The sequence below is a fragment of the Embleya sp. NPDC005971 genome, assembly GCF_040629175.1.
Classification (GTDB): domain Bacteria; phylum Actinomycetota; class Actinomycetes; order Streptomycetales; family Streptomycetaceae; genus Embleya.
Window position 1 is genome coordinate 22,175 of record NZ_JBEXUX010000041.1, and the last position, 13,855, is coordinate 36,029.

Annotated in this window: 14 protein-coding genes and 1 pseudogene; 9 read left to right on the forward strand and 6 right to left on the reverse strand. The window is 71.6% G+C overall.

Going from position 1 to position 13,855, the window contains the following annotated elements; all coding sequences use genetic code 11:
- Positions 1-82: 82 nt before the first annotated feature.
- The 5 genes from ABZ374_RS30625 (at position 83) to ABZ374_RS30645 (ending at position 5,429) form a co-directional block, all read left to right on the forward strand.
- Positions 83-1,420, forward strand: coding sequence for a sugar ABC transporter substrate-binding protein (locus ABZ374_RS30625; RefSeq protein ID WP_360317095.1), 1,338 nt, complete (start codon positions 83-85; stop codon positions 1,418-1,420).
- A 107-nt stretch (positions 1,421-1,527) separates the two neighbouring features.
- Entirely contained in the window at positions 1,528-2,433 is a 906-nt protein-coding gene (locus ABZ374_RS30630) for a sugar ABC transporter permease (RefSeq protein ID WP_360317097.1), read from the forward strand.
- A 116-nt stretch (positions 2,434-2,549) separates the two neighbouring features.
- Positions 2,550-3,374, forward strand: coding sequence for a carbohydrate ABC transporter permease (locus tag ABZ374_RS30635; RefSeq protein WP_360317182.1), 825 nt, complete (start codon positions 2,550-2,552; stop codon positions 3,372-3,374).
- Positions 3,375-3,451: 77 nt separating this feature from the next.
- Positions 3,452-4,432 carry a hydroxyacid dehydrogenase gene (locus ABZ374_RS30640; protein ID WP_360317184.1) on the forward strand — a complete coding sequence of 327 codons (981 nt, stop codon included), beginning with the start codon at positions 3,452-3,454 and terminating at the stop codon, positions 4,430-4,432.
- A gap of 397 nt (positions 4,433-4,829) precedes the next feature.
- Positions 4,830-5,429 (forward strand): hypothetical protein, encoded by a 600-nt coding sequence (locus ABZ374_RS30645; protein ID WP_360317100.1) that lies wholly within the window; start codon positions 4,830-4,832, stop codon positions 5,427-5,429.
- Between the two features lie 89 nt (positions 5,430-5,518).
- Here the strand turns inward: ABZ374_RS30645 and ABZ374_RS30650 are convergent, their stop codons facing one another.
- Both ABZ374_RS30650 and ABZ374_RS30655 read right to left on the reverse strand, forming a co-directional pair.
- A complete protein-coding gene (locus tag ABZ374_RS30650; protein ID WP_360317102.1) occupies positions 5,519-6,130 on the reverse strand; it encodes an isochorismatase family protein in 612 nt (203 codons plus the stop codon).
- 36 nt (positions 6,131-6,166) lie between these two features.
- Positions 6,167-6,670, reverse strand: a complete 504-nt coding sequence (locus tag ABZ374_RS30655) for a DinB family protein (RefSeq protein WP_360317104.1) — start codon at positions 6,668-6,670, stop codon at positions 6,167-6,169.
- A gap of 66 nt (positions 6,671-6,736) precedes the next feature.
- On the opposite strand from ABZ374_RS30655, the gene ABZ374_RS30660 reads away from it, so the two are divergent.
- Complete coding sequence (locus ABZ374_RS30660; protein WP_360317107.1) at positions 6,737-7,369, forward strand: XRE family transcriptional regulator; 633 nt, start codon at positions 6,737-6,739, stop codon at positions 7,367-7,369.
- Here ABZ374_RS30660 and ABZ374_RS30665 read toward each other — a convergent pair.
- Together ABZ374_RS30665 and ABZ374_RS30670 are read right to left on the reverse strand one after the other, a co-directional pair.
- Positions 7,311-7,796, reverse strand: a complete 486-nt coding sequence (locus ABZ374_RS30665; protein WP_360317109.1) for a MarR family transcriptional regulator — start codon at positions 7,794-7,796, stop codon at positions 7,311-7,313. The two genes, ABZ374_RS30660 and ABZ374_RS30665, sit on opposite strands and share 59 nt — an antisense overlap.
- Complete coding sequence (locus tag ABZ374_RS30670) at positions 7,793-9,259, reverse strand: MFS transporter (RefSeq protein ID WP_360317111.1); 1,467 nt, start codon at positions 9,257-9,259, stop codon at positions 7,793-7,795. Before ABZ374_RS30670 ends, ABZ374_RS30665 begins: the two co-directional genes overlap by 4 nt.
- A 304-nt stretch (positions 9,260-9,563) precedes the next feature.
- Here ABZ374_RS30670 and ABZ374_RS30675 point away from each other — a divergent pair, with 304 nt between their 5' ends.
- Positions 9,564-9,896: an STAS domain-containing protein gene (locus ABZ374_RS30675; protein WP_360317114.1), complete on the forward strand. Its 333-nt coding sequence runs from the start codon at positions 9,564-9,566 to the stop codon at positions 9,894-9,896.
- A 317-nt stretch (positions 9,897-10,213) separates the two neighbouring features.
- Here ABZ374_RS30675 and ABZ374_RS30680 read toward each other — a convergent pair whose 3' ends face one another.
- A complete protein-coding gene (locus ABZ374_RS30680; RefSeq protein ID WP_360317117.1) occupies positions 10,214-11,692 on the reverse strand; it encodes a carboxylesterase family protein in 1,479 nt (492 codons plus the stop codon).
- Positions 11,693-11,836: 144 nt separating this feature from the next.
- Here ABZ374_RS30680 and ABZ374_RS30685 point away from each other — a divergent pair, with 144 nt between their 5' ends.
- The gene (locus ABZ374_RS30685; RefSeq protein WP_360317120.1) at positions 11,837-13,102 is read left to right on the forward strand and encodes an ROK family transcriptional regulator; all 1,266 of its coding nucleotides are present in this window, start codon (positions 11,837-11,839) and stop codon (positions 13,100-13,102) included.
- 100 nt (positions 13,103-13,202) lie between these two features.
- Here ABZ374_RS30685 and ABZ374_RS30690 read toward each other — a convergent pair.
- A pseudogene (locus tag ABZ374_RS30690) lies at positions 13,203-13,480 on the reverse strand (metalloregulator ArsR/SmtB family transcription factor); the annotation flags it as partial.
- A 13-nt stretch (positions 13,481-13,493) separates the two neighbouring features.
- Between ABZ374_RS30690 and ABZ374_RS30695 the strand changes: the two are divergent.
- Positions 13,494-13,847 carry a hypothetical protein gene (locus ABZ374_RS30695; RefSeq protein ID WP_360317122.1) on the forward strand — a complete coding sequence of 118 codons (354 nt, stop codon included), beginning with the start codon at positions 13,494-13,496 and terminating at the stop codon, positions 13,845-13,847.
- Positions 13,848-13,855: the final 8 nt, after the last annotated feature.

A 13,855-nucleotide genomic window follows, 5' to 3' on the forward strand; every position in this document is an offset into this window, starting at 1 on the left:
TTCATTTGCTCTTGACGCTGTTCGCTCCTGACCGAATGATGCTCGCTATCGCCTTCGATACACGTTCGACCCAGGAGCGTCCATGCAGCGCACATCCATCAGACTCGGCACGGCTCTCGTCGGCATAGTCACCGCCCTGAGCCTCGTCACCGGTTGTGGCGGCGGCGGCGACAAGAAGAAGGACGCCGGGGCCGCCCCCGCCGCGTCCGGCGGCGGCCCTGGCCAGAAGCAGGAACTCACCTTCTGGTCCTGGACCAAGGGCACCCAGGAAGTCGTGGACGCGTTCAACAAGTCGCACCCCGACATCCAGGTCAAGTACGAGCAGATCCCGTCCGGCAACGCCGGCGGCTACGCGAAGATGGCCAACGCGGTCAAGGCCGGCAACGCGCCCGACGTGCTGACCATCGAGTACCCGCAACTGCCGGACTTCGTCAGCCAGGGGGCCGTGCAGGACCTCACGTCGAAGGTGTCCGGTCTCAAGTCGAAGTTCCCCGCGTCGGTCAACAAGCTGACCGAGCTCGGCGGCAAGACCTGGGCGGTGCCGCTGGACGCCGCGCCGATGGCGCTGTACTACCGCAAGGACTTCTTCACCGACCACAACATCCCGGTCCCCAAGACCTGGGACGAGTACCGGGCCGCCGCCGAGCAGGTCAAGAAGGCCGACCCGAACGCCCGGATCGGCACCTTCTACCCGGACGACCCCAGCACCATGGCCGGGCTGACCTGGCAGGCCGGCGGCGCCTGGTTCGGCACCGAGGGCGACGCGTGGAAGGTCTCGCTGACCGACCCGAACTCGCGCAAGGTCGGCGAGTACTGGAACAAGCTGGTCTCCGACGACCTGGTGCGCGTGCAGCCCTCGTTCAGCCAGCAGTGGAACGCCGACCTCAAGAGCGGCGGCACCGTCGGCATCGTCGGCGCCTCGTGGAGCGCGGGCGTGCTCAAGAGCAGCCAGCCCGACCTGGCCGGCAAGTGGGCGGTCGCGCCGCTGCCGGACTGGGGCACCCCGTCCAACGGCATGCTCGGCGGCTCGACCTTCGCGGTGAGCAAGGACAGCAAGAAGGGCAAGGCCGCGCTCACCTTCATCGAGTGGATGACCACCACCAAGGAGGGCATCTCCGCGCGGATCGCCAGCGGCACCTCCAGCGCGTACCCGGCCGCCACCGAACTGGTGCCCACCGCGGCGCAGTACTTCGACACCGGCTACTTCGGCAAGCAGGACATCTACCCGCTGTTCACCGAGGCGACCGGGAAGATCGGCGCCAACTGGACCTGGGGACCGTCGATGACCCAGACCAACACCATCCTCAAGGACCAGTTCGGCAAGCTCTCCAGCGGCGGCAGCATCGTCGGCGCCCTGGAGGAGGCCCAGCGCACCACCGTCGAGGACCTGAAGAAGCGCGGCATCTCGGTCAAGAGCTGACCGCTCGCCCCTGCGCGGCCGGCCCGTCGGCCCGACCCGTGATCCGCAGGCCCCCGGTGCGCCGCGCGCCGTCCCGCACCGGGGGACCGCCACGAGGAAGCAGTTCCATGAACACATCCCTGCGCGCCGGACGCCGGCGCCGGAAGACCACCGCCGCGCTGTTCCTGACCCCGTTCTACGTCCTGTTCATCGCCACCATGGTCGTGCCGATCGGTTACGCGATCTGGCTCAGCCTGTTCACCGAGAAGACCTCGGGCCTGGGTTTCGGCGGCACCAGACGGGTGTTCAGCGGCTTCGGCAACTACGCCGACGCGCTCGGCGACGAGAAGTTCCGCGACGGTTTCGTCGCGATCGGGCTCTACTGCCTCCTCTACATCCCGGTGATGGTCGGCACCGCCCTGGCCCTGGCCCTGCTGTTGGACTCGGCGCTGGCCCGGGCCCGCCGGTTCTTCCAGCTCGCGCTGTTCCTGCCGCACGCGGTCCCGGGCATCATCGCCGCGTTGATCTGGGTCTACCTCTACACCCCGGGCCTGAGCCCGGTCGTGGAACTGCTCGAATCCGGCGGACTGCACTGGGACTTCCTGGCCTCGGACACCGCGCTGTTCTCGATCGTCAACATCGCCACGTGGGAGTGGATCGGCTACAACATGATCATCTTCTACGCCGCGCTCCAGGCGATCCCGCGCGAGGTGGTCGAGGCGGCCACCGTCGACGGCGCCGGGCCGGTGCGCATCGCGGTCTCGGTGAAGATCCCGATGATCCGCGCCGCCGTCGCGATGACGATGTTGTTCACCATCATCGGCTCGCTGCAACTGTTCACCGAGCCGTCCATCCTCAGCGACGCCAACCCGGCCGTCGGCAGCTCCTGGACACCCAACATGTACGCCTACTCGGCCGCCTTCCGCGCCAACGACTTCGGCCTCGCGGCGGCCGCCTCGGTGCTGCTCGCGGTATTCGCCGCGGCGCTGTCGTTCGGCGTCACCCGCCTGTCGTCCGGACGGAGGACCGCATGAGCACCACCGTGCAGCAGCCGGACGGGGCCGCGGCCCCCGCGCCCGCACCGAGCCGTACCCCCGCGGCCAAGCCCGCCCGTCGGCCGCGCCCCAAGGGCCGCGCCACCGAGGCGCTGATGGGCAAGGTCGCCGTCAACGGCGCCCTGGTGTTGGTCACGCTCTACATGATGTTGCCGCTGGCCTGGTTGCTGATCGCCGCGACCAAGGACATGGGCGGCCTGTTCGGCGGCGACGGCTTCGCGTTCGAGGGCTTCCACTTCACCGAGAACGTCAAGGCCGTCAGCACCGAGGGCGACGGCGTCTACTGGCGCTGGTACCTCAACAGCCTGCTCTACGCCGGCGTCGGTGCGGCACTCGGCTCGTTCATCAGCGTGCTGGCCGGATACGCCTTCGACAAGTTCGACTTCCCCGGGAAGGAGAAGTTGTTCGGCGGCGTGCTGCTGGGCGTGCTCGTGCCCACCACCGCCGTCGCGCTGCCGCTGTACCTGCTGGCGTCCAAGGTGGGTCTGGTCAACACCTTCTGGGCGGTGTTCATCCCGGTCATCGTCAACCCGTTCGGGGTCTACCTGGCCCGGGTGTTCAGCGCCGGCTACATCCCCGGCGAGGTGCTCGAAGCCGCCCGGATGGACGGCGCCGGCGAGATTCGCACCTTCTTCTCGGTCGCCATGCCGATGATGATGCCGGGCTTCGTGACCATCTTCCTGTTCCAGTTCACCGCGATCTGGAACAACTTCTTCCTGCCCCTGGTGATGCTCTCCGACCAGAAGTTGTACCCGGTCAGCCTGGGTCTGTACTCGTGGAACACCAACGCGCACGCCTACCCCGAGTTCTATCCGCTGGTCATCACCGGATCGTTGATGGCCGTGGTACCGCTGGTCGTCGCCTTCGTCTCGCTCCAGCGCCACTGGCGTGCGGGCCTGTCCGCGGGGAGCGTCAAGTGAGCAACGGCACCACCCGATTCGAGCCCGCCGCCGGCGCGTCCGTGCCGGTACGACACCGGCCCCGACTCCTGCTCGCGATGGACCCCTCGGTGGCCGGTCGCATCCTCGACGCCGAGGCGCGCGAGCGGCTGAGCGCGCTGGCCGAGGTCGATCTCGACCTGATCGCGGGCGACTTCGACAACCCCGCGGCCGCCGCCGCGCTCGCCGAGGCGGAAGTGCTGTTCACCTGCTGGGGCAGCGCCCCGCTGGACGCCGCGGTGCTGGCTCGGGCACCACGATTGCGCGCGGTCGTGCACGCGGCGGGTTCGGTCAAGCACCACCTGACCGACGCCGCGTGGGAGCGCGGTCTGATCGTCTCCTCCGGCGCGGCGGCCAACGCGCTGCCGGTGGCCGAGTACACCGTCGCCGCCGTGCTGTTCGCCAACAAGCGGGTGTTGCGGATCCGGGACGCCTACCGCGCGGAACGGCGCCTGGTGGACTGGGACGCGCGCTTCCCGGGGTTCGGCAACTACCGGCGCACCATCGGCATCGTCGGCGCCTCCCGGATCGGCCGGCGCGTGCTCGAACTGTTGCGCCCGTTCGACTTCGAACTGCTGCTGCACGACCCGTATGTGACTCCCGATCAGGCCGAGGCACTGGGCGCGCGTGGGGTGGACCTGGACGAACTGGTCCGGCGCTCGGACGTGGTCAGCGTGCATGCCCCCGAACTGGAGTCCACCCGACACCTGCTGGACCGCCGCCGGCTGGCGCTGATGCGCGACGGTGCGACGCTGATCAACACCGCCCGAGGCTCCCTCGTGGACCAGGACGCACTCACCGAGGAACTGGTCACCGGCCGCCTCGACGCGGTCATCGACGTCACCGAACCCGATGTCCTCCCGCCCGCCTCACCCCTGTACGACCTGCCCAACGTCCTCCTGACCCCGCACATCGCCGGCTCCCTGGGCGGCGAACTGCGTCGCATGGTCGCCCACGCCCTCGACGAACTCGACCGCTACACCCGGGGCCTCCCCTTCACCCACGCCGTCGAGGCCGCCACCCTCACCCACTCCGCCTGACTCCCCGCCGCCGGCCGAGCCACCCCCGCTCGGCCGGCGCCCGAGGCCATCTCGGGGCGCGCCACGCTCGGGGTCGGCCGAATCCCTCCAGCCCGGCCGGCGCTTGAGGCCAACGCACGGCGACCGGACGCACGAGTTCGGCCGGATCCAACCAGCCCGGCCGGCGCTCGAGGCCACTGCGGCCCACAACATGCGTACAACGGCCCGGCGGTACCGGTGCCGCGATATCCCTCGATCGCCGCCGCGTACAACAACGTCGGAGTCGGCGACGACGCCAACCCGAGCACCGGCGGCTTCGGGCTGTCCGGACGCAGCTACCATCCGGAAGCGGGATGCCGCCCCCGGCGACGGTCCGGCTGCGCGATCGGTGGCCGTCGATCCGACCGCCGTGGTTGCGATGGTGGATGAAGTACCGCTCACAGCAAGCGAGTTGCGCCGGGCTGCGGTGCGGCTGCGGGCCGAGGTGCTCGCCGAGTCGCCGATCACCGGGACGCGCGTCGACTACTGGCGGACGCCGATCGCGGGCCGGACGCCGCACGAGGTGCCGACCGAACGGGCGTTGCGCGCGGCGAGCACGGATTCGGTACTGCGGCACTGGGCGCAGCAGGCCGGCGTGTCGGCCGACCCGACCGAGGCGGGCTTCCGGGCCCGCTTCGACGCCGAGAACGCGCGCCGGGCGGCGGCCCGGTCGGCCGGGCAACCGGTGCCGGGCGTGCCGGGCTACGACGAGGACGGGTTCGCGCGCAACGAGACGGCCGAACTCTCCCGTGCACTACGCGAGTCGCCGTCGGTCGGGCAGGCGGAACCGGCCGAGTCGCGGCTGCGCGATCGTGGTGCCGAACCGGCCCGTGCCGCCGGTCCGTCGGCCCGGGTGCCGCCGTTCGAGCAGGCCCGCGACCGGATCCGGCTCGACCTCCTGGCGACCGCGTTCGACGGGGAGTCGGCGCGACGGGTCGCCGCCACGCACACGATCGCCCTTCCGGGGCGGACGCGGTGATCGCCCAAGCCGAATAGCCCGGAGCGGAGGCGGTGCAGGCACCGCCGTCGCCTCCGCCGCTCGCGCAGCGCAGCGCCGTGCGGGGTGCGCTATGCCGAGTCTCGGGCGTCCTCGACCGACCCGGCGACGGGTTTCGCGTCGGTGAAGGTCACCTCCTCGGCGTGCGCGACGATCTCGACCTCGTCGCCCAGCGCCCATTCGGCCACCCGGGAGACCATCGGCGCCGGTACCGCCTCGCTGATGCCGGGCGCGGCCGGGATGTCGTACGTCGCGTGCGCGTCGTGCGGCAGCACCACCCGATAACCACGCTCCAGCGCCGCCCGCGCGGTCGCGCCCACGCACATCTCGGACATCACCCCGCAGACGGCCACCCCCGTCACGCCGGCCCGGGTCAGCAGGTCGCCCAGCGGCGTACCGTCGAAGCCGTCGTCCTCGGTCTTGCGGATCACCACCTCATTCGGACCGGCCTTCACCGGCAACCGCAACTCCCAGCCGGGCGTGCCGATTTCGTCGTCCGCGCCGACCGGCCCGTCGTTCTGGAGGTGCACCACGAGCGCCCCGCCCGCCCGGGCCCGGCCGATCAACGCGGCGACCCGTTCCACCACGCGTTCGGCCGCCGGTACCGCACCGGCGCCGGTGACGAAGGCCACCTGTACGTCGACGACGAGCAGGGCGGAAACGGGTTCGATCTTTGTTGTCATGGCATCCCATCCTGCCTGCCGAGCCCTCCCGCGTGCTCAGCGCCCGGTCGTCCCGTCGACCAGTTCGCGGATGATGTCCGCGTGACCCGCGTGCCGACCGGTCTCCTCGATCAGGTGGGTGAGTGCCCAGCGCACGCTCGGCGACCGGCCCGAACGACCCGGCCGGGGCAGTGGCGCGCCGAGATCGGTGCAGGCGTCGAGAACCTCGTTCGCGCGCTCCACGGTTGCCCGGTAGCGGGCGACGACGTCGGCGACACCGTCCTGCGGGGCCGGCCGGAACGTCGCCTGCCAGTCGGTGACCCGTGCCCCGAGGAACGTCACGCTCTCCACCGCGACCAGATGGTCGAGCAGGCCGAGCAGGCTCGTGCCCGAGGGCACCGCCGCCGTGCGGACCGCAGGCTCGGGGGCTCCGTCGATCTTCGTGACGATCGAGGTACGCAGGTAGTCGAGGAATCCGCGCAGGACGTCGGCTTCGTTGTTCGCCGTGCGCGGCGGCGGGGTGTCCTTGCGGCGGGCGGCGGTGGGTACGGGATTCTCCATGCCGCCACTGTCGGCCGACGGGTCACCGAGTGGCGAGGATCCTTGCCGTTTCGGCAAGCTGGTCCCATGGATCAGGCAATGGAGAACGTGCTCGACGCGGTCGGCCCGAGGTTGCGTGCCGTGCGGCGGGCGCGCGGCATCACCCTCGCCGAACTGTCCGCGACCACCGGAGTGTCCGAAAGCACCCTGTCCCGCCTGGAGAGCGGTCGGCGACGGGCGACCCTGGAGTTGTTGCTGCATCTGTCCCACGCCTACGACGTCCCGCTGGACGATCTCGTGGGGGCGCCGCGCGCCGGCGATTCCCGGGTCCACCTGAAGCCGATCCGGCGGTTCGGGATGACGTTCGTACCCCTGTCCCGGCGGCCGGGTGGAACACAAGCCTTCAAGATGATCATTCCCGCGGTGCCGAAGCCCCTCGAACCGACACCGCAGACCCACGAGGGCTTCGAGTGGCTGTACGTCCTCAACGGCACTCTGCGACTGGTGGTCGGAGAGCGTGACACGACGGTGCAGGCCGACGAAGTCGCCGAATTCGATACCTCGTTGCCGCATTGGCTGGGCAGCGCGGACGGCGGCGCGGTGGAGTTGCTCATCCTGTTCGACCTGCAGGGTGTGCGGGCTCACGTACCGGCCGAGCGCCCTACGTCGCCGGGTCGGCCGTCTTCTTCGTCAGGTGGTCCGCGTCGACGAGAGCGGTGATCAGCCGGTCCAGCACGGCCAGGTCCGCCGGGGGCAGGTCGCGGAGGAAATCCGGGGGGTCGTCCAGGATGCCGCGGGCGATCTGCGCGATGCGTTCGCCCTGCGGGGTCACCGCCACCATGCGCTGTCTGCGGTCGGTGGGGTGCACGGTGCGTTCGATCAGGCCGCGGCGTTCGAGGTCGTCGACGACCAACGTCGTGTACGGCTTGTCGGTGGCCAGCCGGGTGGCCAGTTCGCGCATGGACATCGGGCCGGCGGCGATCCGGCGCAGCGCCTTGACCCGGACGAAGCTCAGCCCGGTCGCCTCGGTGACCGCGCGGCGGCGGTCGTGGCGTTCCAGGACCAGGGTGTGCATGCCCTTCCAGACCCGTCCCGCGGCATCCGAGGGGGCGTCGCTCGCCGCGTCGTGTGCGGGGGAACCGGTCATGGCCTCACGTCCGTCGTCTCGGGCGCCCCGACGGGCACCGCCGCGGGCATCAGTTCCGCCCCTGTGCGCTCGGCCGTGCGCAGGGCTCGGCGACCCGTGGTGAGCATACCGAGGAGCGCGACGGCGCCGGCGCAGCCCAGCACGATCCACCATCCGGTGTGCGTCGCGGCGGCGAGACCGGCGCCGCCGGGCGCGGAGGCGACGGAGGTCACCGTGGTGCCGACCACCGCGACCCCGAAGGACTGGCCGACCTGGCGACTCGTCGACGCGATCGCCGCGGCCACGCCCGCCTGGGCACGTGGCATGCCGGACACGGCGGTGTTCGTGATCGGCGCGTTGACCAGCCCGAAGCCGACGCCGAACACGCAGTACGCGGCGACCAACCGCACTGTGGAGGTGTGCTCGGTAAGCCCGACGAGCAACGCCGCGCTCGCCGCCATGGCGAGGCCGGCCACCACCAGCGGTACACGTGGACCCACCCGGGCCACCAACCGACCGGAGATCGGCGCGAACACGATGGTCAGGAGCGCCATCGGCAGCGTGAGCAGGCCCGCCTCGGTCGGCGAGTAGCCGCGCGCGTCCTGGAGATAGAGCGTGTTCAGGAAGAGGAATCCGGACATCGACGCGAACGTGCACACCGCGATCACGGTCGCGCCCGTGAACGGCACGCTGCGGAAGAAGCGCAGATCGAGCAAGGGTTCCGCGCGCCGCGGCGACCAGTACAACAGCCCCGCCAGGCTCCCCGCGGCGACGATGAACAGCGTGACGATCAGCGGCGAGGACCACCCGGCCGCGCGGCCCTCGATGATCGTGTAGGTCAGCGACAACAGGAACACGAAGACGAGTACCTGGGAGACCGGATCCGCCCGCCTGGGCCGCGCGGCCTTGGACTCGGGCACGTACAACGCGGTGAGCACGATGGCGACCAGTGCGACCGGCAGATTGATCCAGAACACCGACCGCCAACCGGCCGCGTCGACCAACGCGCCGCCCACGATCGGCCCGAGCGCCATCGCGACGCCGATCACCGCGCTCCACGCGCCGATCGCCCGGGCGCGTTCGCGGGGTTCGGTGAAGGTGTTGGTGATGATCGACATCGCGACCGGGTTGAGCATCGATCCGCCGACGGCCTGGACCACCCGGAACGCGATCAACCACTCCAGCCCCGGCGCCAGGCCGCACAACAGCGAGCCCGCGGCGAACAACACGAGTCCGGTCTGGAAGACCCGACGCCGACCGATGCGATCGGCCGTGGACCCGGCCGCCATGAGCAGTGCGGCCAGCACCAACGTGTAGGCGTCGATGGTCCATTGGAGCTGCGACACCGAGGCGTCCAGATCGCTGCGGATGGCGGGCAGGGCCACGTTCAGGATGGTGTTGTCGAGTCCGACGATGAACAGGCTCAGGCAACAGGTCGACAGGACGACGAGCTTTTCGCGTCGGCTGGTCTCGGTGAGCGCCACGTACCACCTCAATCGTTACTGTTATACAATCATTATGTTTGTACAACCAAACGCGAGTGGACGTCAACCGATGTCGTGCGGCCCGTGCCGCCCGATGCCTGCGGTCGTCGGGGCGATCCGTCGTCCCGGGCGTTGACAGGGGGCTCGCAACGGAGGTGAATGGGGGTGGAACCTTCGTGCCTGCGAACGGTGTTCCGCTGGTTCCGGTTGCCCTCGTGCGCGCCGGGCCGTCCGCGCACGGGGCGCTCCCCGGGTTCCGACGTCCGGGGATCCGCACGCCTTCGCAGCGTCAGGAAGGGCTCCGATGTACTCGTGCCCGAGCTTCACCGTCACCACCGTCCTGGCCGCCTCGTCAGCCGTGATCACCGTGTCCGGGGAAATCGACGTGGACGCGGTACCCGAACTCGAATTCGCCTTGGACCGCTGCCTCGACCAACGGTCCGGCGTGATCCGCCTGGACCTGGGCGCGGTGCGATTCTGCGACTGCGCCGGCCTGAGCGCGCTGTTGCGGGCCCGGCTGCGGGCGTACGGCCTGGGCTCGACGCTGCTCCTGCACGACGTCCCGCCGGCGGTGGCCCGCCTGCTGACCCTGACCGAGACCGACGAACTCTTCGAACGACGGGTCGCGGCAGCCTGACCCGCCTCGCAGCCCGCCCGAACGCGGACCGTGGGCATGGGACTGCGAGGCCGGCGTGGGTCGGGTGGTGCCGTCGGTGTCGGTGTTGTGACCGCGAGCAGGACCTCGCCGAGCCGCGCCGGGTCGAGCCCGAGGCGGCCACCGGGTCCGCGTCCGAGAGGTGAGCGAACCCGCCGCCCGCGACGCTTTCGCAAACGGCACCCCCCGGCCTCTCCCGACTCGCGACATGCACCACCTCGCCTACCGCGACCGGCTCGCGACCAGGGCGTGGGCGGATCTCGGCGCGGCGGGCGAGGCTCGGCGGTGCGTGGTTCGGCTCAGGTGGTCGGGGTCCGGCGGGTGGCCCAGATGTGGCGTTCGGGGGACAGGGGGTCGGGGGTGACTCGGGGGGTGGTGTCCCAGGTCATCGTGTTGCGGTCGTCCCGGGTGTAGCGGGGCCACCGGGGGCCCGGGTCGAGGTCGCGGACGAAGGCGACCCAGGCGCCGTGCATCGCGTCGGCCAGGGCTTGGGGTGCGTCGGGGCCGGTTGCGTTCTCCGCGCCCTCGGCGGCCAGCAGGTCGAAGGCGAAGGGCAGGTCGAGGCAGTGGAAGGCGTGGCCGCCGAACATCGGTGCGGAGGAGAGCCATTCGAAGGCGTACAACCAGGTCGGCCGGTCCTGGCTCGCGCGGGCCTCGGCGATGGCGACGGCGGTGGCGCGGAACAGGGTGTCGGTGAGCGCCTGGCCGATCACCTGGGCGGGGGTCGCGCCCTCGTGCAGGGCGAGGTAGGCCGTGATGCCCTCGGGGGGCAGGCCGAGCGAGTCGAGCATGGCGACGGCGGCCTCGACCGGGGCGTCCGACATGCCGAATTCGGCGGCGGCGTTGAACTCGTGATGGGTGGCGCCGAGCATCATCGGCGCGGGTGTGGCCGAGCCGTCCCGGAACGCGACGTGCACGTCCTCGGGGATCAACTCGCCGTCGGTGAACGGCGCCAGCAGCAGGCCGGGCAGTGCGGCGGAGCCCTCCTGGGGCGCGGTGAGCAGGTCCTGGAGGTCCTGTAGGTCGTCGTGCGAGAGGTCGCGCAGCGCGGCGGCCGTCGCGGGCAGGCCGGTGCGGGCGGTGAAGAGTTCGGCGACGGCGAGGCCGGCCGCGCGGCTCTGCGGTTCCATCACCGCGCCGGAGACCGAAATGCCGGCCCGGAAGAGTTCGTACGCGGACGGCGTGGCCATCAGCGTCTGCACCGCGCCGCCGCCCGCCGACTGGCCGGCGATGGTGACCTTGGCCGGATCGCCGCCGAAGGCCGCGATGTTGTCCCGGACCCAGCGCAGCGCGGCGATCCAGTCCAGCACGCCCCGGTTGTCGGGGGCGCCCTCCAGGTGCAGGAAGCCCTCGATGCCCAGGCGGTAGCCGAGCGAGACCAGGACCACGCCGTCCCGGTTGAACGCGGCCCCGTCGTACCACGGGCTGGCGGCGGAGCCGGCCACGAAGCCGCCGCCGTGGATCCAGACCAGCACCGGCAGCGCGGCGTCCGCGCTCGGATTCGGGGTGAACACGTTTACCCCGAGTACGTCGTCGCCGGGGATGGACGGCTCCGGGATGATCGTCGGCCCGTCGCCGAACGCGCGGCGCTGTGCGGTGGGGCCGTACGCGGTGGCGGCCAGCGGCTCGATCCACGCCTCGGGCGCCTCGGGCGCGGCGAAGCGTAGGTCGCCGACGGGGGGCTTGGCATAGGGAATGCCGAGGAAGCGGGCGGACGCACCCTGCCAGAAGCCCTGTACGGGGCCCAGGGTGGTGGTGACGAGCGGCTGCTGGGACACGGGGTAATCCTTTGTGCGAACCGGAAACGGAGCCGACTGGACCGGGGAGGTTCCAGGGGGTGGGTATCGACCTCGTCCGATAAATATTACAAGAGTTGAAAAAATTATGCCGCCGCCCTCGCACCCCTGGGGGAGAATCGAGCCGTGAACACCCCCACCGACACCGCCGCGGTACGCCGCCACAACCTGGCGCTCGTGCTGCGCGAGATCGCCGCGCACGGCCCGTGCGCGCGCACCGAGGTCGCGGCGGCGACCGGTCTGGTGCCCGCGTCGGTCACCGCGTTGGCCGCCGACCTGATCGGGCGCGGCCTGGTGGCCGAGGTCGGCTCGGCCTCCTCCGGCGGGCGGGGTCGGCCGCGGCGGTTGTTGCGCCTGGTGCCGGGGCGGGTGCTGGCGATCGCGCTCCAGGTGACGCTGGAGCGGGTCGAGGTGATGGCCGCGGATCTGGCCGGCACGGTGGCGCATCGCGCGTCCGTGCCGCATCACGCGCCGTTCGGCGACCCCGAGCCGTTGGCCGCGGTGCTGGCGGGCGAGATCGCGCGGGCCGAGGCCGTGCTGCGGGCGCGGCGCGATGCGCATCTGGCCCGGGTGGTGATCGCGATGGCGGGGCCGGTGACCGGGCCCGGGCATACCGTCGCCGCCGCGATCGACTTCGGCTGGTCGCGGACCGACCTGCGCGCGCTGGTACGGGCACATCTGCCCGATCTCGCCTGCCCGCTGGACGTGGTCAACGACGCGAACGTCGCGGCCCTGGCCGAATACCACGCCCGTGCCGAGCCGAATGGCGAACTCCCCGACGCGGTCGCGTACATCAAGGCCGACACCGGCGTCGGCGGCGGCCTGGTGGTCGACGGCCGGATCCACACCGGTACGCATGGCATGGCCGGCGAAGTCGGCCACATCCCGCTCGCGTTCGACGGCCCCCGGTGCCCGTGCGGCGCGCGCGGATGCCTGGCCATGTACGTCGGGCCCGAGCCGCTGACCGCCGCCGCCGGCCTCGTCGACGTCGTCGCACGGGCCGGCGTCGACGCCGCCCTGACCGAACTCGACCGCCGACTGCGCGCCGGCGAGCCGCGGGCGACCGAGGCGCTCGCGGTCGCGGGCCGCTCGGTGGGCGCCGCCGTACTGGCCATCTCGGGGCTGGTGGACCCGGGCGAGGTGATTCTCGGCGGCTACCTGGCGACCTGGGCCGAGTGGCTCAGGCCCGGCATCGAAGCCACCCTCGCGGGCCGCCGCGCGCTCGCCCCCCACCTCGAACCGACCATCGTGCAGGGCCTCCTGGGCCCGGACGCCACCCTGCACGGAGCCCTGCGCAGCAGCCGCGAGGCCACCCTCGCCGACGCCGCCGGCGTCCCGTCACCCGACCACCCGTCCCCACCGCCCGGCGACCTCCCCGCTCCGGACGGGTGAACTCGGATCGAGTCGGGATACGACCTCGAACGGAACGTGTCCCCACCCCGCCGAGGCGACGAGCCCGGATCGCTCCCGATCCGCGCTTCGCCGGCCCTCGGCGCAACATCGCCGCCATCAGATCCGTGCCCAGCGCCGCGGTCGCCGAGGCGTCCAGGTCGTAGAGCACGTACCGGCCGCGCCGCCGCGTCTTCAACAGCCCGGCCCGGCGCAGTACGGCCAGGTGCCGGGAGACCTCGGGCGCCGTCGGTTCCCAGGCCGAGGCAGTTCGCCGGTGGTGTGCGGGCCACGCGCGAGGGTGCGCACCAGGCGCAGCCGGACCGGATGCGACAGCGCCTCCAGACGCCGGCGCACCAGGTCCATCGGGACCGGCTCCGGGACGTCCCGGTCGGTGCTCTACACGGCCGGCGAGATCATCTACACCGGCAGCGCCACCGCCCTCGTCGTGGCGACCACGCCCGCCCACCGCCTGGGCCGGGCCCTGGCCCGATTCCAGCTCGGCCACGGCATCGGCGTGGCGGCGTCCCCGGCGGTGCTGATGGGGCTCCTGGCCTGGGGCCCGGGCGTGTTGTGGGCCTCGTTGACCGCAGCGACCGTGACGGCGGCGGTCGCCATCCATCGGTGGGGTCCCGACGAGCGAGCCCCTGACGAGCGAACTCCCGACGACCGAGTCCCCGACGACCGTGCCCCGGTGGCTTCGTCCTCGACCGGGGGCGGGAACTCCGCTGCCCCCGTGAGCGGTTGACCCGGTGG

Excerpts from the sequence above, each read along its gene's own strand:
- ABZ374_RS30650 (WP_360317102.1), bottom strand. The coding sequence starts at position 6,130 with ATGACAACAAAGATCGAACCCGTTTCCGCCCTGCTCGTCGTCGACGTA.
- ABZ374_RS30630 (WP_360317097.1), top strand. The coding sequence starts at position 1,528 with ATGAACACATCCCTGCGCGCCGGACGCCGGCGCCGGAAGACCACCGCC.
- ABZ374_RS30640 (WP_360317184.1), top strand. The coding sequence starts at position 3,452 with ATGGACCCCTCGGTGGCCGGTCGCATCCTCGACGCCGAGGCGCGCGAG.
- ABZ374_RS30655 (WP_360317104.1), bottom strand. The coding sequence starts at position 6,670 with ATGGAGAATCCCGTACCCACCGCCGCCCGCCGCAAGGACACCCCGCCG.
- ABZ374_RS30625 (WP_360317095.1), top strand. The coding sequence starts at position 83 with ATGCAGCGCACATCCATCAGACTCGGCACGGCTCTCGTCGGCATAGTC.
- ABZ374_RS30660 (WP_360317107.1), top strand. The coding sequence starts at position 6,737 with ATGGATCAGGCAATGGAGAACGTGCTCGACGCGGTCGGCCCGAGGTTG.
- ABZ374_RS30635 (WP_360317182.1), top strand. The coding sequence starts at position 2,550 with ATGGGCAAGGTCGCCGTCAACGGCGCCCTGGTGTTGGTCACGCTCTAC.
- ABZ374_RS30645 (WP_360317100.1), top strand. The coding sequence starts at position 4,830 with ATGGTGGATGAAGTACCGCTCACAGCAAGCGAGTTGCGCCGGGCTGCG.
- ABZ374_RS30675 (WP_360317114.1), top strand. The coding sequence starts at position 9,564 with ATGTACTCGTGCCCGAGCTTCACCGTCACCACCGTCCTGGCCGCCTCG.
- ABZ374_RS30665 (WP_360317109.1), bottom strand. The coding sequence starts at position 7,796 with ATGACCGGTTCCCCCGCACACGACGCGGCGAGCGACGCCCCCTCGGAT.